At 54.7% G+C, this 19,166-nt stretch carries 19 protein-coding genes and 1 pseudogene; 17 read left to right on the top strand and 3 right to left on the bottom strand.

What is annotated here, in order from left to right:
* The first annotated feature begins 7 nt into the window (after positions 1-7).
* The 9 genes from ABF463_RS04185 (at position 8) to ABF463_RS04145 (ending at position 7,474) form a co-directional block, all read left to right on the top strand.
* On the top strand, positions 8-253 hold the full coding sequence (locus ABF463_RS04185; RefSeq protein ID WP_415532297.1) for a DUF4315 family protein: 246 nt from the start codon (positions 8-10) through the stop codon (positions 251-253).
* Positions 240-989, top strand: a complete 750-nt coding sequence (locus tag ABF463_RS04180) for a CD1107 family mobile element protein (RefSeq protein WP_415532296.1) — start codon at positions 240-242, stop codon at positions 987-989. Before ABF463_RS04185 ends, ABF463_RS04180 begins: the two co-directional genes overlap by 14 nt.
* Complete coding sequence (locus tag ABF463_RS04175) at positions 986-1,165, top strand: hypothetical protein (protein WP_415532295.1); 180 nt, start codon at positions 986-988, stop codon at positions 1,163-1,165. The genes ABF463_RS04180 and ABF463_RS04175 overlap by 4 nt, the downstream gene beginning before the upstream one ends.
* Complete coding sequence (locus ABF463_RS04170) at positions 1,146-3,206, top strand: DNA topoisomerase 3 (protein WP_415532294.1); 2,061 nt, start codon at positions 1,146-1,148, stop codon at positions 3,204-3,206. The genes ABF463_RS04175 and ABF463_RS04170 overlap by 20 nt, the downstream gene beginning before the upstream one ends.
* Complete coding sequence (locus ABF463_RS04165) at positions 3,203-3,505, top strand: immunoglobulin (protein ID WP_415532293.1); 303 nt, start codon at positions 3,203-3,205, stop codon at positions 3,503-3,505. The genes ABF463_RS04170 and ABF463_RS04165 overlap by 4 nt, the downstream gene beginning before the upstream one ends.
* Before the next feature lie 84 nt (positions 3,506-3,589).
* A complete protein-coding gene (locus ABF463_RS04160) occupies positions 3,590-6,037 on the top strand; it encodes a YodL domain-containing protein (protein ID WP_415532292.1) in 2,448 nt (815 codons plus the stop codon).
* A 1-nt stretch (position 6,038) separates the two neighbouring features.
* Positions 6,039-6,257, top strand: coding sequence for a transposon-transfer assisting family protein (locus tag ABF463_RS04155; protein WP_415532291.1), 219 nt, complete (start codon positions 6,039-6,041; stop codon positions 6,255-6,257).
* Between the two features lie 128 nt (positions 6,258-6,385).
* On the top strand, positions 6,386-7,102 hold the full coding sequence (locus ABF463_RS04150) for a sulfite exporter TauE/SafE family protein (RefSeq protein ID WP_415532290.1): 717 nt from the start codon (positions 6,386-6,388) through the stop codon (positions 7,100-7,102).
* A gap of 3 nt (positions 7,103-7,105) precedes the next feature.
* Positions 7,106-7,474 (top strand): YkvA family protein, encoded by a 369-nt coding sequence (locus ABF463_RS04145; RefSeq protein ID WP_415532289.1) that lies wholly within the window; start codon positions 7,106-7,108, stop codon positions 7,472-7,474.
* A gap of 100 nt (positions 7,475-7,574) precedes the next feature.
* Here ABF463_RS04145 and ABF463_RS04140 read toward each other — a convergent pair whose 3' ends face one another.
* Positions 7,575-8,069: a hypothetical protein gene (locus ABF463_RS04140; RefSeq protein WP_415532288.1), complete on the bottom strand. Its 495-nt coding sequence runs from the start codon at positions 8,067-8,069 to the stop codon at positions 7,575-7,577.
* A gap of 36 nt (positions 8,070-8,105) precedes the next feature.
* The gene (locus ABF463_RS04135; RefSeq protein ID WP_415532287.1) at positions 8,106-8,378 is read right to left on the bottom strand and encodes a hypothetical protein; all 273 of its coding nucleotides are present in this window, start codon (positions 8,376-8,378) and stop codon (positions 8,106-8,108) included.
* Between ABF463_RS04135 and ABF463_RS04130 the strand changes: the two genes are divergently transcribed.
* A complete protein-coding gene (locus ABF463_RS04130) occupies positions 8,377-8,730 on the top strand; it encodes a TnpV protein (RefSeq protein ID WP_415532286.1) in 354 nt (117 codons plus the stop codon). The genes ABF463_RS04135 and ABF463_RS04130 overlap by 2 nt on opposite strands.
* 110 nt (positions 8,731-8,840) lie before the next feature.
* Positions 8,841-14,981 (top strand): annotated as a pseudogene (locus ABF463_RS04125) (DEAD/DEAH box helicase family protein); the annotation flags it as partial.
* Between the two features lie 20 nt (positions 14,982-15,001).
* On the opposite strand, the gene ABF463_RS04120 reads toward ABF463_RS04125, so the two are convergent.
* Positions 15,002-15,268, bottom strand: a complete 267-nt coding sequence (locus ABF463_RS04120) for a hypothetical protein (protein ID WP_415532285.1) — start codon at positions 15,266-15,268, stop codon at positions 15,002-15,004.
* 46 nt (positions 15,269-15,314) lie between these two features.
* Between ABF463_RS04120 and ABF463_RS04115 the strand changes: the two genes are divergently transcribed.
* From ABF463_RS04115 to ABF463_RS04090, 6 genes are all read left to right on the top strand, one after another.
* On the top strand, positions 15,315-16,079 hold the full coding sequence (locus ABF463_RS04115; protein WP_415532284.1) for a DUF3849 domain-containing protein: 765 nt from the start codon (positions 15,315-15,317) through the stop codon (positions 16,077-16,079).
* 1 nt (position 16,080) lies between these two features.
* On the top strand, positions 16,081-16,419 hold the full coding sequence (locus tag ABF463_RS04110; RefSeq protein WP_415532283.1) for a plasmid mobilization protein: 339 nt from the start codon (positions 16,081-16,083) through the stop codon (positions 16,417-16,419).
* Positions 16,420-16,547: 128 nt separating this feature from the next.
* The gene (locus tag ABF463_RS04105) at positions 16,548-16,838 is read left to right on the top strand and encodes a CD1845 family protein (protein WP_415532282.1); all 291 of its coding nucleotides are present in this window, start codon (positions 16,548-16,550) and stop codon (positions 16,836-16,838) included.
* A gap of 53 nt (positions 16,839-16,891) precedes the next feature.
* Entirely contained in the window at positions 16,892-17,101 is a 210-nt protein-coding gene (locus tag ABF463_RS04100) for a hypothetical protein (protein WP_415532281.1), read from the top strand.
* A 62-nt stretch (positions 17,102-17,163) separates the two neighbouring features.
* Positions 17,164-18,564 carry a relaxase/mobilization nuclease domain-containing protein gene (locus ABF463_RS04095; protein ID WP_415532280.1) on the top strand — a complete coding sequence of 467 codons (1,401 nt, stop codon included), beginning with the start codon at positions 17,164-17,166 and terminating at the stop codon, positions 18,562-18,564.
* A 366-nt stretch (positions 18,565-18,930) separates the two neighbouring features.
* Positions 18,931-19,166 (top strand): cation transporter (locus ABF463_RS04090; RefSeq protein WP_415532279.1); only part of this gene is annotated, 236 nt, incomplete at its 3' end.

The following is a 19,166-nucleotide window of genomic DNA, read 5'->3' as shown; positions in this document are numbered from 1 at the left end:
ATCAACCGTGAATCCGAAATTCAAGAAAATCGACGCCGAGTATGCAAAAAACACAGAGAAAATCTCCGCACTGCAAAACCGGCAGAAGGAACTGGAAAAGCAGCGCCGGGAACTGGAAAATCTCGATATTGTCGGCCTTGTGCGGGGCATGGGCATGACGGCGGAGGAACTGTCCGCGCTCATGAAAGCATCCCGCGAAAACCGGCTCGTATCTGATCAGAACAAACAGGAGGAACATCATGAAGAAATCTAAAATCCGCATATTGATCTGCCTGATGGCCGTCGTGTCCTGCACGGCGGCTTTTTCCGTCAACGCTCTCGCTTACAGCGAAGAGACGACCTCTCCGACTTTGAGCAGTTCCAGCGCCGCGCAGAGCAGCACCGCTTCGTCGTCGGCGTCATCCGCAACGTCTTCCGGAACATCTCTCAAGCCGCTGACGCCGGACGGCACCGGGACGGTGATCGACAACGTGACCAACGAGGACGGCAAGGAGTTTTTCACCATTACCACGCCGAGCAAGCACGTCTTTTACCTGATTATCGACCGGCAGAAAAACGCCGAAAACGTCTATTTTCTTGACGCCGTGACGGACAAGGACCTGCTTGCGCTGGCAAAGAGCGACAACGAGGATGTTTCCGGTTCTTCCTCGTCCAAGACAGTTTCCAGCCCGGAGGTATCCTCCGCGCCGACCGCATCAACGCCCACGGTTTCATCCGTTTCCCAGCCGGAAAAGCAGAATAACAGCGCCGGAATCGCGGCGGTTGCCGTACTTGCAGCCGTTCTCGCCGGTGCGGCAGTCTGGTTCTTCAAATTCCGCAAGCCGGATAAAAAGGACAAAAACAGGCCCGACCCGGACGATTACGATTACACCGATGGCGGGGACGACGAATCTGAGCCGGATGATGAACCGGAAGCTCCTGATGAGGAAGCAACGCAAAAAGACGGTCCCGAATCATCTGACGGTGAAACGGAGCGTGAGGACGAATGACCTTTTTCACCGACAGCCTTTTCGAGCGGATGATGGTGCAAAAGCCCCGGTACAGGCGGGAGGAACGACCTCCCGTTCCACCGAAAGGCCGTCCCGAACAATCCCATGACAGGTATCGTGACCTTATCATCACGCCGAAACGAAAGGAGATTGAAAATGCGGCTTGTAATCAGTGAAAAGCCCTCGGTTGCTCAGAGTATCGCCGCCGTGATCGGCGCGAAGCAGCGCGGCGACGGGTATCTGGATGGCGGCGGCTACCTCGTTTCATGGTGCCTCGGCCATCTTGCGGAACTGGCAAGCGCCGATGCCTATGATGAAAAATACGCGAAATGGCGGTGCGAAGATTTACCCATTTTACCGGATAACTGGCGGTTTATCATAAGCAGGGGCAAACAAAAGCAGTTCGGTATTCTCCGTACCTTGATGCGCCGCGACGATGTGGAAGAAGTTATCAACGCCTGTGATGCTGGGCGCGAGGGCGAACTGATCTTCCGCACCGTGTACGACATGGCTGGTTGTTCCAAGCCGATGAAACGGCTCTGGATTTCCTCTATGGAGGACGAGGCCATCCGGCAGGGCTTTACCAATCTGAAACCGGGCCGGGATTACGACGGCCTGCATCAGTCCGCTCTCTGCCGCTCCAAGGCTGACTGGCTGGTGGGTATCAACGCGACACGCCTGTTTTCTGTACTCTATCATCGAACACTGAATGTCGGGCGCGTTATGTCCCCGACGCTGGCGCTCATCGTGCAGCGGGAAGCGGAGATTTCCGCGTTTCAGCCGGAGCCGTTTTACACGGTCAATCTCGACTGCGGCGGTTTCACCGCCACCGGCGACAGGCTCAAACAGAAGCCGGAGGCCGAGGCCGTTGCTGCCGCCTGCAAAGGGAAAACGGCCACTGTCAAAGCCGTGGAACGAAAAGAAAAATCCGAAAAGGCTCCCGCGCTTTACGATCTGACCACCCTCCAGCGCGACGCCAATCGCCTGCTCGGCTACACGGCCCAGCAGACGCTCGACTATCTGCAATCGCTGTATGAAAAGAAGCTCTGCACCTATCCCCGCACCGACAGCCGGTTCCTGACAAATGATATGGAAGGGACCGTCCCGGAACTTGCCTCCGTTGCCGCCATGATCTGCGGCGCGGATATTCCCGAAAACCTCAACGCCGGTCAGATCTGCGACAGCGCGAAGGTCAGCGACCATCACGCCGTCGTCCCCACGTCCGGCGCGGGCAAAGCGGATGTTTCCGCGCTGCCCGCCGGAGAGCGTGAAATCCTGCGGCTGGTTTCCCGGCAGCTTCTCTGTGCGGTCGGCAGTGCACACCAATACGCCGAAACCGCCGTCACGCTGGACTGTGCCGGGTATGGCTTTACTGCCAAGGGCAAGACGATACTCGTTCCGGGCTGGAAAATCTATTTGCAGGAGCAGGCCGACAAACCTCTGCCGGAGCTGACGGAAGGACAGAATATTCCAGTTGCTTCCGCTTCCGTAAAAGAGGGCAAAACCTCGCCGCCCAAGCACTATACGGAGGACACTCTGCTTTCCGCAATGGAGACGGCGGGCGCGAAGGATATGCCCGACGATGCGGAAAGAAAAGGTTTGGGCACTCCCGCCACCCGCGCGGCCATTCTGGAAAAGCTCGTTACCACCGGATTCGTAGAACGGAAAAAAGCGAAGAAAACCGTTAACCTCATCCCGTCGCAAGTAGGTATGTCGCTTGTCACCGTTCTGCCGGAGCAGCTTCAATCCCCGCTGCTGACCGCAGAATGGGAAAACCGGCTCAAACAGGTGGAGCGCGGCGAGCTGGGATCGGACGCTTTTATGAACGGGATTTCATCCATGCTCCGGGAACTTATAAAAACCTATACACCGGTCAAGGGCGCAGATGTGCTGTTTCCCTCCGCGCGTGAAGTGATCGGCAAATGCCCCCGCTGCGGCGGCAGCGTGACCGAAAGCAAAAAGGGATTTTTCTGCGAAAGCAACGGTTGCCGATTCGGACTTTGGAAGGATAACCGGTTTTTCGCTGTCAAGAAAAAGGCGCTGACAAAATCCGTCGCCGCCGCGCTCCTGAAGGACGGGCGCGCAAAGCTCACCGACTGCTATTCTGAGAAAACCGGCAAGACCTATGACGCCACGGTGATTTTGGAGGATACCGGAGAACACGTCAATTTCAGGCTGGAATTTGATTCGGAGAAGAAAAAGCGTGGCGGATCATGAAACTTACAAAATATGAGAAGGAAACAATCATCTGCTATAACGAGGAAGAAGCGACGGCCAGCGTTTACACGCACAATAAAAAGCTCATCCAAAAACTCAAACGGCTTTCGGAGAAATACCCCGACAAGGTGAAACCGGAGCGCCCGGAGCATTGCGGGTCCGTCAGCTATCTTGTCCCCAAACGCTGTGTTTCCGTCCGGGAACCGTATAACGATCAGCGGCGCGCAGACGACAGTTTACGGGCTAAAGCAGCGACAATACGCCCTCCCAGCAGGAGCATACGCTCCGAAAACAAATAATGAGCGCGCTCACGCATAGGTTTACCCCGGCCTGTGCGGGGGCGCGCTTTTTTCGATTCTATGAACTGTGAAAGGAGCACACAAATGGCTGAAAAAAATAAGGAACGGCTGAAAGAAATCACCGACAGCATCGAACAGGGTATCCAAAGCCTGTTCCAGAGCGACCGATACGCACAGTATCTCCGCACCATGTCCCGGTTCCACCGCTATTCCGTCAACAACACCATGCTCATCTACATGCAGAAGCCGGACGCCACTTTGGTTGCCGGATTCAACAAGTGGCGTGATCAGTTCAGCCGAAACGTCATGCGTGGCGAAAAAGGCATCAAAATCATCGCGCCCACGCCGTTCAAAAAGAAAATCGAGGAAGAAAAGCTCGACCCGGATACCAAGGCTCCCGTGCTGGACGCGGACGGCAAGGTCATCATGGAGGAAAAGGAAATCAAAATCCCCATGTACAAGGTGGTTTCCGTTTTTGACGTGTCGCAGACCGAGGGAAAACCGCTGCCGATGTTGGCCAACGATCTCACGGGAAATGTGAAGCAATATGAGATTTTCATGGAGGCGCTACGGCGCTCGTCCCCCGTTCCGCTTGCTTTTGAAGCGATGGAGCCGAATACGGACGGCTATTTCGGCGAGAAAAACCAGCGTATCGCTATCCGGTCGGGCATGAGCGAGGTGCAGACCGTCTCCGCCGCCGTTCACGAAATCACTCACGCCACGCTGCATAACTATGAACAGGCCCGCCTTGCCGCCGCCAAGAGTGATGAAACCGCCGAACCGCCCAAGCCGAAAGACCGGCACACCGAGGAAGTGGAGGCCGAGAGCGTTTCTTACGCCGTCTGCCAGTATTACGGCATTCAGACCGGCGAGAACAGCTTCGGCTATATTGCCACATGGAGCCGTGGCAAGGAATTGCCTGAGCTGCGGGCCTCTTTGGAAACCATCAACAAGACCGCCTCCGGTCTGATCTCCGACATCGACCAAAACTTCCGCGAGGTCCTGAAAGAGTATGATACCGTTCTGGAACAGTTCGCCGGGGACGCATATCGGTACACGGCTTCCGTCATGGAACCGCCGTTCCCTCTGAATTCCATTGAGGAAGAAGTCCCGGCCACCGTGGAGGATTTGAAAAGCGGTTACGGAAAAGATACCCGTGCAGCTATTCTCAATGCCGCCAAGGTCGAGGGCGCGGCGTTCCCGGATGAGCTTCTGCGGCGGCTGGATGAAATTGAAAAGATTTACCCACCGAGGGAAGCCGAGGCGATGTATCTGCTGGACAACGCCGCCTATCTTTATTTGAAGGAAAATGAGGACGGATACGGCTATACCCTTTACGATAAGGAGAGCCTGCGGGAAACGGCAAGCGGGTTTGCCGATGAGGGCGTCAGTTCCATTCCAACCGCTTACGAACAGGCGCTTGTTCTTGAACACCTGGTTCCTGAAACCTCGGAAAAGGTGTCGCTTGATATTTTGAGCAAGATTGCCGCCGTGCGTGAACAGGATGTACAGGAATATATCCGTAAAAATAATTTAGGCGATCATGAGCAAGCTGAACCGGAACCACAGACAGCGCCCGACCAACCGAAAGCGGCGAACATGCTGCCGGACGCACCGGAGCTGGCGCTCGACGAATACCCCATGCCGGATTCGGACCTGACCGTGGCCGATCTGGAAGCCTGCGGGTATCTGGACGGCGACCTGCTGCCCCTCTCCAAAGACCGGGCATTGGAGCTTTTTGAGCAGGACCTCACTGTTTACATGATCGAGGACGGCTGCGCAAGCATGGCATTCGACCCGGATGAGATTCAAGCTCACAGTGGCCTGTTCGCCGTGAGCCGCGAGGAATGGGAGGAAAGCCGGGAGTTTTCCGCAGCCATAGAGGATCGGATGAAGCATCAGGAGCAGCGCGAAGCCGCTTTTCTGAAAACCTCTCAGGACGCTTTTGCCATTTATCAGGTGAAGGGCAACGACGAGCTGCGCGACATCCGGTTTGAGCCGCTCAGTTGGCTGGAATCCAAAGGCGTTTCCGTGGATCACGGCAACTACGACCTCGCTTACACCGCGCCGCTTACCGATAAGGGCAATACAGAGGAAAGACTGGCCGTTTTGTGGGACAGGTTTAACAACGATCATCCCGCCGATTATCACAGGCCAAGCCTGTCCGTCAGCGACATCGTTGCGCTCAAACAGAACGGCGTTGTATCCTGTCACTATGTGGACAGCTTCGGTTTTCAGGAGATTCCGGCCTTTCTGAAGCCGGAAAACTACCTGAAAAGCGCGGAAATGTCGATGGAGGACGATTACGACATGATCGACGGCATCATCGACAACGGAAAAAATCCCACCGTCGCGGAGCTGGAACAGCAGTCCAAAACCGGTCAGCCGATCTCCCTTCTGGAGCTTGCCGAGGCGTCTCGGCGGGAAGACGACGAAAAGAAAAAGTCCGTCGTGGAACGGCTCAGAAATCAGCCGGTCAGCCGAGAACACAAAAAAACAGCGCCCGACAGAGGCGCGGAAATGGAGCGGTGATATGTTTACCAATGATGAAATCAACCTGATGTGCATTTACAACACCGGGACGCGGGAGGGCCTGATCGCGGAGCTGACGCATATGCGCGGCTATCTCGGCGCGGAGGAAACGGAGCTTCTGGCCCTGACGGATTCCGCGTTGGGAAAACTCCGGAGCATGAGTGACGAAGAATATGCCGCGCTCGACCTGTTACCGGATTTTGATGAGGAGGCTGAATAGCAGATTTACCTGTATGGTGACATTTTCCTGAATGTGCGATATACTGATAGACAGAAATCTGTCGAGCAGGCCGACTTCTATTTCCGTACTACGCTTAATTATAAAAGTGCTTTTGCTTGGAGATAGATATGATCTACGCTATTTTGATTTTTGCCAGTTTTATCGCTGCTTTTGTATCGGGCGCTGCCGGTTTTGGTGGTGCCCTGCTTCTGTTGCCGGTAGTAACTGCCTGTGTCGGCGCTGAGGTTGCCGTACCGGTACTAACCCTTGCTCAGCTTATCGGAAACCTCTCCCGTATGGCATTTGGGTTCTGGCAGATCGACTGGAAATCAGTTGGCCTGTTCTGCGTGACGGCGCTCCCACTGGCCGCTCTTGGCGCGTTTGGTTTTTCTGTGCTTCCCAAAGAGATTGTTACCCGTTGTATCGGTGGGGTCCTGATTCTCCTTGTACTGATTAAGGTGGTTAGGAAATTAGAGTTCAAGAACGGCAAAAAGGCTATGCTGATCGGCGGCGCGGCTACCGGCCTTCTGTCCGGCCTTGCCGGAAGCGGCGGGCCAATTGGGGCGGCAGCATTTCTGACTCTTGGACTGCCACCCGTTGCTTATATCGCTAGTGAGGCCACAACCGCCACGGCCATGCACATTCTAAAAACAGTCATATACAGCAAGCTGGTTGGCCTTAGCCTGCAAGCGCTACTTACAGGTCTTGCCATGGGTGCGGCGATGGTGATTGGAACGTTTGCAGCAAACCGCGTAATAAAGAAAATGGAGAAGGGAAAGTTTCAAAACTATGTTGCTGTGTTGCTCTGCGTTGTGGGTGCATACATGCTGATATTCGGAGGATAACGGATGAACCTGAAGGAACGGGCAAAAAAGCTCAAAACAGATATTCCGGCATTATTCATTGCTATGAAAAAGAAAGAAACTCCCATTGCGGCAAAAATTGTAGCCGGACTTACTGTTGTTTACGCTTTGTCTCCCATAGACTTAATTCCTGATTTTATTCCGGTATTGGGCTATCTGGACGATGTTATTCTGTTGCCCTCGTTGGCGACACTTGCCATACGGCTGATACCTCCAGAGATCTTTGACAAATGCCGAGAGGAAGCGGATGGCCTTTGGGCGGGTGGAAAACCGAAAAAATGGTATTTCGCCTTACCCATTGTGTTATTGTGGCTTCTGATCATATATTTGATTATCAAAGCAATATGGTTTTAGGTCGATTCGACCGGATAAAATGACAAATTCCAAGTTATAAACAAATAGAACACAATGCTTTTCTATTAAAGAGCAGCCTTCGGGCTGTTCTTTTTTTGCTTCAAAGACCGAAAGGAGGATTTTCAATATGCCAAGCACGGTAACGGCTCTGGCACAAATGGCCAACCACGCGGCGACGCAGATCACCGCCAGTCATGAAAGCTGGACGGATTTTCTGAAAACCGCCGCGCGGCTCTACAAATATCCGTATCATGAGCAACTCATGATCTACGCCCAGCGGCCCGAAGCGACAGCCTGCGCCGGGTATGAGCTTTGGAACGAAAAAATGCACCGGTACATCCGGCGCGGCAGCAAGGGGATTGCGCTCATCGACGCCTCCGGCGATAGGCCGAGAATCCGGTACGTCTTTGACGTTTCCGACACGGGAAGCCGGGACGATTCCCGACACCCGCTCCTTTGGCAGTACCGCCCGGAGCATGAGGATGCGGTTACGGCGGCGCTGGAACAGGAATACGAGGTTTCCGGCGAAAAGGGTTTTACCGACCAGTTGGAGCAGATCGCCGGACAGTTGGTGAACGAATATTGGCAGGAACATCAGTACGACATCCTCCACATCGTTGACGGCAGCTTTTTAGAGGAATATGATGAGTTCAACATCGGTGCACAATTTCGCACCGCCGCAGCCGTCAGCATCACCTACGCGGTTTTGTCCCGCTGCGGACTGGAACCCGACGAATATTTTGAGCATGAGGATTTTCTGAGTATTTTTGATTTCAACACGCCCGATACCGTCGCCGCCCTCGGCACGGCGGTCAGCGAAGGAAGTCAACGGGTGCTGCGGCAAATTGAAGTCACCGTCAAAAATCAGGAGCGCGAGCATCTCGCGGAAAGGAGCGCCACACATGGAGAACAACCTGACCTACACGAAGAACGGGGATTATCTGATTCCCGATCTGACGATCACGGAGCAGACGGAGAGCATCGGGAAATACGGGAGGATGCGGAAGAATTACCTGAAGGAGCACCGTCCGGTCCTGTACAGCAACCTGCTGCTGTCGGAGAAGCTGTACCCGCACCTGTTGGAGACCGAGCGGACGGCGACGGCGCGGCTGGAACGGATGATGCGGGAGCTGATGAAATCGGCGGGCGTGACGGAGAGCCTGAAAGCCTCCGACCCGATGCGCTGGGTGGGCCTCATGAACGACCTGAAAGCGCAGGCCGAGGAAACGATTCTGACGGAGCTTATCTACAGCTAAGTTTCTTTCCGTCGGAGCAGGAACAAATACAGCGGATTGATGAAGCGGAGAGCGAAAAGCCCTCCGCTTTTTCTATGCCTGCACCACAGAAGCCGGAAAAACGCGTTACGACACAGGCCGACATTGACGCCGCCCTTCAGGAATGGAACGGCGACATCAAGAACAAACACGCCGTTGTCGAATACATGCGGGAACACGCCCGCGACAAGGACACGGCGGCGTTTCTTCGCTCCGAGTACGGCGACGATCTTCCGGCCTTTCCCGTGACCGTAGGCCATACATCGACAGATTTGCCTTGGCCGAAGGTGCAGCGGCGCATAGCCCAACTCATCCGGGAGAACCGGTTTTACACACAGGAAGAACAGGCAACGTCAGATCTGAGCGGCCAGCCGATCACCCGCACCGGCGATACCATCGAGAACGGCATCACTTTCCATAACGTGGTCTTGTCACTTTCCGGCGAGCAGAGGGAGGATGTCCAGCAGGCAATTCCCGAGAACGCCACAATCCCTCTGCCCTACAAGGTGGGCGACACGGTATATCTGGACAATAAGCCCTTTGAAATCACCAACATTGGCACTTCCGACGTTCAGCTCCGCGACCCGGCGCTTGCCTATCCCATTTTTCGCGCAGAGAGCCGGGAGAACTTTGAAAATATGCTGCGCCGGGATTCCCGGAATGGCCCCATTACGGAATTTCTCGCTGCGGATTTGGAACACACGGACGCCGATCTGCGCGAAACCCTGACTTCCGGCCTGCTGGAACAGCGGGACAAGGAGCATATCGCGGGGTATTTCCGCGAAAACGAGGGCAACACCCGCGTGGCCCAGCGCCTTTCCGATACCTATTCCGGTACTTCCGATACGATGGAGCTGACCACCGGCGAGACGGCGGATCTCTTTGCCACCACCACGGGTTTTGAAATCAATATCCACGACAAGTACAACAGCAAACGGAGTGCCCGTTGGGAAGAAATCGCCCCTATCCTCCGCGCCCTGTATCAGCGGGAGCAGGACGGCTTTTCCCATGAGCCGGTCCTGCGGGGGCCTGCAAATCTGGATGGCAAACCGTTTTATCAACCGGGCGATCACGCGGTACTGGATTATGGAGGGCAGGAACTGTCCGGCACCGTGGGCTATGTCGGGGAAAAGGACGTTCGCATCGACACCGGTCCCTATTCGTGGAGCCATGAAGTGGTCAGCCGCGACGCCTTTGAAAACGGCATCCGGCAGGACGAACGCAACGCCTCTTTGTTTACACCGGAACAGCCCGCCGCCGAAAACTTCCGCATCACCGACAATCATTTGGGCGAGGGCGGCGCGAAAACCAAGTACGGATACAATGTTGCGGCTATCCGCACCCTGAAACAGATCGAGGCCGAGGGACGCACGGCGACGCCGGAAGAACAGGAAACTCTCTCCCGCTATGTCGGCTGGGGCGGCATCCCGCAGGCGTTCGACCCGGACAATGCCGCATGGTCAAAGGAGTATACCGAGCTGGTCGGCGCGCTGACCGCCGAGGAATACGAAATGGCGCGGGCCTCCACCCTGAACGCTCACTACACCAGCCCCACGGTCATTAAGGCCATTTATGAGGCCGTGAAAAATCTCGGCTTTCAGACCGGCAACATTCTGGAACCGGCCTGCGGCATCGGAAATTTCTTTGGGTTACTTCCCGAAGAACTGTCTGGAAGTCATTTATACGGAGTTGAGTTGGACAGCATCACGGGCCGGATTGCCAAACAGCTCTATCCGAACGCCAACATCACCGTGGCGGGCTTTGAAACCACCGACCGGAAAGACTTTTTTGACCTCGCCGTAGGCAACGTGCCGTTCGGCAGTTACAAGGTTTCCGACCGGGCCTACGACAAACTCGGATTTCCGATCCACGATTACTTCTTTGCAAAAACGCTCGATCAGGTGCGTCCGGGCGGCGTAATCGCGTTCGTGACCAGCCGCTACACGATGGATAAGCAGTCCCCGGATGTCCGGCGATACATCGCACAGCGCGCGGATTTACTCGGGGCGATTCGTCTGCCCAGCAACGCTTTCAAGGCAAACGCCGGGACGGAAGTCACCACCGACATCCTTTTTCTCCAGAAGCGCGACCGCCCCATCGACATTGAACCGGATTGGGTGCATTTGGGCCAGACCGAAGATGGAATTCCCATTAACAGCTACTTTGCCGACCGTCCGGAGATGGTGCTGGGGACCATCAAATGGGACGACAGCATATACGGCGACAAGCAGGAAACGACGTGTGAACCATTCCCTGACGCCAATCTTGCCCAGCAGCTCCATGAGGCAGTTTCCCACCTTCAGGGACAGATTGCCGAAACGGAGCTACCCGATCTCGGTGAAGATGAAGAAATCGACGATTCCATCCCGGCTGATCCGGATGTGAAAAACTACTCGTACACAGTCGTAGACGGAGAGTTGTATTACCGTCAAAACTCCCGCATGGTGCGGCCGGAGCTGAACGAAACGGCCAAAGCGCGCGTCATGGGCATGGTTGAGCTGCGGGACTGTGTGCAGAAGCTCATCGACCAGCAGCTCGACGAGTATGCTTCCGACGCGGAAATCCGCAAAACACAGGCGGAGCTAAGCCGGCTCTATGACACTTTTTCCGCGAAATACGGCCTCATCAACTCGCGCGGCAACAGCCTTGCGTTTGCGGAGGATTCTTCGTACTATCTGCTCTGCTCACTGGAAGTGATCGACGAGGACGGTAAACTGGAACGCAAGGCCGACATGTTTACCAAGCGCACCATTCGGCAGCGGAAAATTGTCACTTCCGTGGACACCGCGTCGGAAGCTCTCTCGCTCTCCATCGCGGAAAAGGCGAGGGTGGATATGGACTACATGGCCTCCCTCACCGGCAAAACGCCGGAGGCGCTGGCCGACGAGTTGCGGGGCGTGATTTTCCGCGATTTGGGCGAACAGGACCCGGCAAGCGTCCCGAAAGCTTTTTACAAGCTGGACAATATCCCGTTCGTGACTGCCGACGAATACCTTTCCGGCAACGTGCGCTGCAAGTTGCGGCTGGCCAAGGCTCTGGCGGAAATGCGGCCCGACCTTGCGGAGAAAATCGCTCCCAACATCGAGGCGCTGGAAGCCGCCCAGCCAAAGGACCTGGACGCCTCGGAAATTGAAGTGCGCCTCGGCGCGACCTGGATCGATAAAGAGTACATCCAACAGTTCATGGAGGAACTCTTGAACCCGCCGTCCGGTGTGCGCGACGGCATTCGGGTAAACTATTCTTCCTTTACGGCGGAATGGTCTGTTTCCAATAAAAACAGCGTCGGGTACAACAATGTGGCGGCGTATGTTACCTACGGCACCGACCGGGCCAACGCCTACCGGATTCTGGAGGATTCGCTCAATCTCCGGGACACGCGGATCTACGATACCGTGACCGACCCGGACGGCAAGGAGCGCCGCGTCCTCAATTCCAAGGAAACGACCCTTGCCCAGCAGAAGCAGCAGGCCGTCAAGGACGCTTTCCATGACTGGATTTGGCGTGACCCGGACCGACGCCAGACCCTGACGAAAAAATATAACGAGCTGTTCAATTCCAGCCGCCCGCGTGAATACGACGGTCGGCATCTTGTATTCCCCGGTATGAACCCCGAAATCAAGCTGCGGGAGCATCAGCTCAACGCCGTGGCGCACCAGCTTTACGGCGGGAACACCCTGCTGGCGCACGTCGTGGGCGCGGGCAAAACCTATGAAATGATTGCCGCCGCAATGGAAGGCAAGCGGCTGGGGCTATGTCAGAAATCCCTGTTTGCCGTTCCGAATCACCTGACGGAGCAATGGGCCTCCGAATTCCTGCGGCTGTACCCTTCGGCCAACATTCTTGTTACTACCAAAAAGGATTTTGAGAAACGCAACCGCAAAAAATTCTGCGCCCGGATCGCCACCGGCGATTACGACGCGATCATCATGGGCCACAGCCAGTTTGAGAAAATCCCCGTCTCTCTGGAACGCCAAAAGAGGCTCATTCAGGAGCAGATTTGGGAAATTGAAAACGGGTTGGAAGAACTGAAAGACAGCGGCGCGGAGCAGTTTACCATCAAGCAGTTGGAGCGCACGAAGAAGGGGCTTGAGGCCCGGCTGAAGCGGCTAAACGACAACTCCCGCAAGGATGATGTCGTGACCTTTGAGCAGCTCGGCGTGGACCGCCTGTTCGTAGACGAGGCGCACAATTACAAGAATCTGTTTCTCTACACCAAAATGCGCAATGTGGCGGGCCTTTCCACCACCGACGCGCAGAAATCCAGCGACATGTTCCTGAAATGCCGGTATCTCGACGAGATCACGCATAGCCGGGGCGTCGTGTTCGCCACCGGGACGCCGGTCAGCAATTCAATGACGGAATTGTATACGATGATGCGCTACCTCCAATATGAAACCCTGAAAGAACGGAACCTCGTCCATTTCGACTGCTGGGCCTCGACGTTCGGGGAAACTGTGACAGCCATTGAGCTGGCCCCGGAGGGAACCGGCTACCGGGCGCGCACACGCTTCGCCCGCTTCTACAATCTGCCGGAGCTGATGCTGCTGTTCAAGGAAGCGGCGGATATCAAGACCGCCGACCAGCTCAACCTTCCCACGCCGACGCCGGTATATCACAACGAAGTCGCGCAGCCCTCGGAAATTCAGAAGGAAATGGTAAAAAAGCTCTCGGAGCGCGCCGCCGCCGTCCATTCCGGTTCCGTCGATCCGACCGTGGATAATATGCTGAAGATTACGTCGGATGGGCGCAAGCTTGGACTCGATCAACGTGTTATCAACCCCATGCTTCCCGACAATCCCGGCAGCAAGGTCAACATGTGCGTCAATAACGTTTTCCGCTTCTGGCACGACGGGCAGGACAAAAAGCTGACGCAGCTTGTTTTCTGCGACATTTCCACCCCAAAGGGCCGCGCCGCCGCCAAGGAGGACCGGGCGGTCCGGGCCGGTGGAAAGCTCGCGGGCGGCACGGAGCTTCACGCTTTGCAGGACGCCTCGCCGGAGGCCGACGCGCCGGAATCGTTCAGTGTTTACTCGGACATCCGCGACAAGCTCATCGCGCGGGGCGTTCCCGCCGGTGAAATCGCGTTCATCCACGACGCCGATACCGAAGTGAAGAAAAAGGAGCTGTTCGCCAAGGTGCGCGCCGGACAGGTACGTGTCCTGATGGGCAGCACCGCCAAGATGGGGGCCGGGATGAACGTGCAGGACCTTTTGATCGCATCCCACGATCTGGACTGCCCGTGGAGGCCGGGCGATTTGGAACAGCGGTCCGGGCGCATCATCCGGCAGTACAACACCAACCCCGAAGGGCACATTTTCCGTTACGTCACCGAAGGGACATTCGATTCGTACCTCTGGCAAACTGTGGAAAATAAGCAAAAATTTATTTCGCAGATCATGACCAGCAAAAGCCCCGTCCGCTCCTGCGAGGACATCGACGAAACGGCGCTTTCCTATGCGGAGATCAAGGCCCTGTGCGCCGGGGACGAGCGGATCAAGGAGAAAATGGACCTCGACATGGACGTGGCCAAGCTGAAACTCATGAAAGCCAACCATCAGAGTCAGCAATTCAGGCTGGAAGATAATCTGCTCAAATACTTCCCGGAGGAAATTGAGCGGAATAAAGGTTTCATCAAAGGTTTGGAAACGGATATGGCGACGCTGGAAGCGCACCCGCATCCGAAGGACGGCTTTGCCGGGATGGTGGTACGGGGCGATTCCCTCACCGATAAGGACAACGCCGGTGCCGCTATTCTCGAAGCCTGCAAAGAAGTCAAGGGGCTGGAACCGATGGAGATCGGCAGTTACCGGGGCTTTACCATGTCGCTGTCCGTGGAGGGGTTCGGACAGGATTTTATCCTTACCCTCAAAGGGCAGATGACCCACCGCGTCACGCTGGGCAAGGACGCGCGGGGCAATCTCATCCGCATTGACAACGCGCTTTCCGATATGCCGAAGCGGTTGCAGAATGTTCACGCCCAGCTGGATAATCTCCATTCGCAGATAGCGGCGGCAAAGGCAGAGATCGGCAAGCCGTTCCCGCAGGAAGCGGATCTTGCGCAAAAGAGCGCCCGCCTCGCGGAGCTGAACGCGCTGCTGGATATCGACAGCCGCGCTCCCGCCCAGAGGTCGGAGGTCATAGCAAAAAGCGAAAGGCCCTCCGTACTGGAGAGCCTGAAAACGCCCTGCGTCTGCGGGGCGGGTAAAAAGTCAAAACATGAATTGACCCGATAAAGAAAGGCTCCGGCACAGAATCATTTTGTGTCGGAGTCTTCATTTCGGGCGGCTGCGGCTTTTGCCCTGCGTTTCTGTTTTTGCTCGGTTTTCTTCCGGCGTTTTTCATCTATCTCATGCAGCCAGACGCTGACCGGCGCTTTCCACGGTTCGCTTTTATTCGGGATGTTTTTGACAAGGCTGCGCGGGTTCAGGCCCAGGCGCTTGGCAAGCTCAATATCCTCATTGTTCAACCGGCATTTCTTTTTTGCGTCCTGCCCCATCTGTTCGCTGTATGCCTTTCGCACACCCCCATTCATATCGCAAATTATATCATAAATCAGGAGGTTAAAAATGAATACGATACCCGTATATAAATATCCCGCCGCCTATGCGCGGGAAAACGATGAACTGGAACAATACCGCGCGTCCCACAAGGCAAACGTGGCCTGCAAGGACGCAATTGAAACGGCCATCCGGGACAATTACCGCGATAACCGTCTCGGAAAAGAGGGCGTAAAACAGGTTGCCGATCAGTTCGGTTATGAACGGATGTTTTATGTGCTGGCGAATACGGCGCAGAGAAAGAATTTCGATGGGCGTATTTCCCGCGACAACAAGGATTGGGCGAAAACCATTCCCGTCTTTGAAGATAAGGATTATTTCGGGGATGACCGGCGCTCATCGTTTGAAGTGGATGCCGTCAACCCCGGCCTCACGGATATTTTCATCAATCAGGCGCGGCGCGAATATCTGCTGACCCAGCCTCTGACCAAAGAGGACATTCAGGCGGAGGCCGCGCGGCTGCTCCGGCGTCTGCAATCCGAGCGTGAGCCGAACAGCCCCGGTGGTACGAATTTCATGGTGCAGCTCTCGCCGGATTTTCTGATTCGCGCTTCCACCAAAGATCAGGATCGTCTGTTTGCCATGTTGCCGTTCAAGTCTCTGTCATTCTCCGCACTCAAGGATCGGAAAGGGATTTTCGCGTTCATCCAAAAGAATGAAAACCGCGACCAGCCGCTTCGCCAGCGCAAGCCGTCCGTCCGAAAAAAGCTGCAAAAAACACAGGCAGAGCCAAAGCCGCCCGCCTCATCCAAGGGCAAAGAAATGGAGCTGTAACATGGCGAATCGCAACCGGCAAATCCAGCTAAAATTCCGTGTTACCCCGCAGGAGCGTGAAATGATCGAACAGAAGATGGCGCAGCTCGGTACGAAAAATATGGCGGCATATCTTCGCAAAATCTCCATCGACGGGTATGTCATCCGGCTGGAACTGCCGGAGTTGAAAGAGATGGTTTCGCTCCTGCGCCGGTCCAGCAACAACTTAAACCAGCTTACCAAGCGGGTGCATGAAACGGGGCGCGTTTACGACGCGGATTTGGAGGATATTGTCCAGAATCAGGAACGACTGTGGCAGGCGGCTAACGATATTCTCGCTGTGCTTGCGAAATTAAAATAGGGGCGTATGCCCCGAAAAATGGGGCGGTTTACGACGTGTAAGCCGCCCCGTTATTTTTTTGCCGCATCCTTGCAAAAAACAGCATAGGCGTTATAGTTGTATTAGAAATTGTAAAGGGGGCCGATTTTATGAGGCTGATACTGAAAATACTCGTCGCTCCGGTCATCGTGGTTCTGACCGTTTTCGTCTGGATCTGCTCCGGTCTGCTGAACTGCTCGGCGTGGGTGTTCGGTCTTGCTGGAACGGTCCTCGGCATCTTCGGTGTGCTGGCGCTGATTACCCATCAGATCACAAACGGGATCATTCTGCTGGTGATGGCGTTCCTTGTCAGTCCATATGGAATCCCGATGGCGGCGGCGTGGCTGATCAGCAAGATACAGGATTTGCGGTATGCGATTCAGGACCGGGTTTACGGCTGAAATCTGCTCCGGGATATGATACAATATTCATATATCCGAGAGGATGATGTTATATGGGAAAAAGCAATAAGGTCTGCGTCCGGTGCGGAAGAAAAATGAAGCAGCAATTTATAGGCTTGCAGCATTGCAGATGCGGCATGAGCTGGAAAAAGGACATCGGCTATTTTGAGCGCGCTCCCGACATGGTTTTTGCTTTGGAGCGCAAAACCATCGGGAAAAAGGTTAAGCAGGTTCCAGTCATAAGATATAAAAGCGAAAGCTGAGAAAGTTCCTAAAACGGTCTGCCGTGAGCAGGCCGTTTTTCTTACGGAAGGAGGGGCGGCTTATGGCAACGACGCGGCTGATGCCGCTGCATACCGGCAAGGGCCGGGACGTTGGCACGGCAATCAGCGACATTATTGATTACGCGGAAAATCCGGAGAAAACGGATTACGGCAGGCTTATCACCGGTTATGAATGCGACAGCCGAACAGCCGACGCCGAGTTTCTTTTTTCCAAGCGGCAGTATGCCGCGCTCACCGGCAGGACGCGCGGTGCGGACGATGTGATCGCCTATCATCTCCGGCAGTCCTTTGTCCCCGGCGAGGTCACGCCGGAGGAAGCGAACCGCATCGGCTGTGAGCTTGCCAAACGCTTTACGAACGGGAACCACGCTTTTATTGTCTGCACCCACATCGACAAACACCACATCCATAATCATATCATCTGGAATTCCACGTCCCTCGACTGCACACGGAAGTTCCGAAACTTTTGGGGAAGCACCAGAGCCGTGCGACGGCTGAATGATACACTGTGCATTGAGAACGGTTTGTCCATCGTGGAAAATCCGAAACGTCACGGCAAGAGCTATAACAAGTGGCTGGGCGATCAGGCAAAGCCCTCAAACCGGGAGCTTTTGCGTATGGCAATAGACGCGGCTTTAGCTCAAAAGCCCGCCGATTTTGATGCGCTCCTGAAGCTCTTGCGGGACACAGGATATGAAATCAAATCGGGAAAAATCCCATCCCTGCGCGGAAAGAATCAAAAGCGGTTTATCCGGCTGGATACGCTGGGCAGCGGCTACAGTGAAGCGGAGCTTCGGGCCGTCCTCTCCGGCGAAAAAACGCACAAACCACGCAAGAAAATCATCCGGCCCATGCCGGAAAAACAAGTCAATCTGCTGGTGGATATTCAGGCCAAACTCCGCGCCGGAAAAGGCGTTGGTTACGAACGCTGGGCCAAGGTGTTCAACCTCAAGCAGATGGCTCAGACAGTAAATTATCTAACCGAGCACAACCTGTTGGAGTACGATGCGCTGGTTGAAAAAACATCGGCGGCAGCCGCCCGGTACAACGAGCTTTCCACACAAATCAAAACGGCTGAAAAACGACTGGCCGAGATCGCCGTTCTGAAAACGCAGATCATCAATTATGCTAAAACCCGCGACACCTATGTTGCCTACCGCAAGACGGGGTATTCAAAAAAGTTTCTCTCGGAGCATGAGAGTGACACCCTTTTGCATAAGGCGGCGAAAAAAGCGTTTGATGAGCTGGGCGTGAAAAAACTTCCCACCGTCAAGAGTTTACAGGCCGAATATGCGGCGCTTCTGACAGAGAAAAAGGCGGCTTACGCTGATTATCGCAAGGCCCGCGATGAGATGAAAGAGCTTTTGACCGTGAAAGCAAACGTCGATCATCTGCTTGGCCCCGACAGGCGCGAAGCGGAAAAAGAACATGGGCAGCGTTGAACTGTCCATGCTCCCGGAAGCGTCCGCAGGACGCGCAGCCGCACAATTTATTGTGCGATCAGAGGGGATTGGGGGCTTGCCACCAACAAGCAATTTCCCGATTTTCGCGCAAGCGAAAAATTGGGAAATGGGCATCGTGGGTACCACGATGCATTGCTTGCCATTTTTATCAGGAAGCATGATAAAGCCTTCCCCACATTCTTTGAGGACATTATCTCAGACTTGGAGGGCGGAAATCTATATGTTGTTGAGTTAACATATACATAGTTTGCATTTTTTTGTTTTTTATATTGACAACGGTTTGCAATGATGATAATATAACGATTAAGCAATCGTTTATTCGTTATATAGAGTAGGAGGATCAGAATGTTAAAGAAAGAGCTTTTGTTAGAAGGTTTGGACTGCGCCAATTGCGCTGCCAAAATTGAAGATGAAGTTAATGGACTAAATGGAGTCAAAGCATATATGAATTTCATGAACAAGACATTAACTTTAGAAATTGAATCCACAGAGGAATATGCGAATGTACTTGAACAAATTAAGTCGATAGTACATAAGCATGAACCGGATGTGGCAGTAAAAGAACGAACTGATAGTAAAGG

It is taken from the genome of Ethanoligenens sp. (genome assembly GCF_047718355.1).
GTDB lineage: Bacteria > Bacillota > Clostridia > Oscillospirales > Ethanoligenentaceae > Ethanoligenens.
This window is presented reverse-complemented; position numbering and strand designations above follow the sequence as displayed.

What these genes read in the sequence shown, in the direction of transcription:
- ABF463_RS04180 (WP_415532296.1), top strand. Translation starts at nt 240, where the DNA reads ATGAAGAAATCTAAAATCCGCATATTGATCTGCCTGATGGCCGTCGTG.
- ABF463_RS04175 (WP_415532295.1), top strand. Translation starts at nt 986, where the DNA reads ATGACCTTTTTCACCGACAGCCTTTTCGAGCGGATGATGGTGCAAAAG.
- ABF463_RS04170 (WP_415532294.1), top strand. Translation starts at nt 1,146, where the DNA reads ATGCGGCTTGTAATCAGTGAAAAGCCCTCGGTTGCTCAGAGTATCGCC.
- ABF463_RS04165 (WP_415532293.1), top strand. Translation starts at nt 3,203, where the DNA reads ATGAAACTTACAAAATATGAGAAGGAAACAATCATCTGCTATAACGAG.
- ABF463_RS04160 (WP_415532292.1), top strand. Translation starts at nt 3,590, where the DNA reads ATGGCTGAAAAAAATAAGGAACGGCTGAAAGAAATCACCGACAGCATC.
- ABF463_RS04155 (WP_415532291.1), top strand. Translation starts at nt 6,039, where the DNA reads ATGTTTACCAATGATGAAATCAACCTGATGTGCATTTACAACACCGGG.
- ABF463_RS04150 (WP_415532290.1), top strand. Translation starts at nt 6,386, where the DNA reads ATGATCTACGCTATTTTGATTTTTGCCAGTTTTATCGCTGCTTTTGTA.
- ABF463_RS04145 (WP_415532289.1), top strand. Translation starts at nt 7,106, where the DNA reads ATGAACCTGAAGGAACGGGCAAAAAAGCTCAAAACAGATATTCCGGCA.
- ABF463_RS04140 (WP_415532288.1), bottom strand. Translation starts at nt 8,069, where the DNA reads ATGTTCCTGCCAATATTCGTTCACCAACTGTCCGGCGATCTGCTCCAA.
- ABF463_RS04130 (WP_415532286.1), top strand. Translation starts at nt 8,377, where the DNA reads ATGGAGAACAACCTGACCTACACGAAGAACGGGGATTATCTGATTCCC.
- ABF463_RS04135 (WP_415532287.1), bottom strand. Translation starts at nt 8,378, where the DNA reads ATGTGTGGCGCTCCTTTCCGCGAGATGCTCGCGCTCCTGATTTTTGAC.
- ABF463_RS04115 (WP_415532284.1), top strand. Translation starts at nt 15,315, where the DNA reads ATGAATACGATACCCGTATATAAATATCCCGCCGCCTATGCGCGGGAA.
- ABF463_RS04110 (WP_415532283.1), top strand. Translation starts at nt 16,081, where the DNA reads ATGGCGAATCGCAACCGGCAAATCCAGCTAAAATTCCGTGTTACCCCG.
- ABF463_RS04105 (WP_415532282.1), top strand. Translation starts at nt 16,548, where the DNA reads ATGAGGCTGATACTGAAAATACTCGTCGCTCCGGTCATCGTGGTTCTG.
- ABF463_RS04100 (WP_415532281.1), top strand. Translation starts at nt 16,892, where the DNA reads ATGGGAAAAAGCAATAAGGTCTGCGTCCGGTGCGGAAGAAAAATGAAG.
- ABF463_RS04095 (WP_415532280.1), top strand. Translation starts at nt 17,164, where the DNA reads ATGGCAACGACGCGGCTGATGCCGCTGCATACCGGCAAGGGCCGGGAC.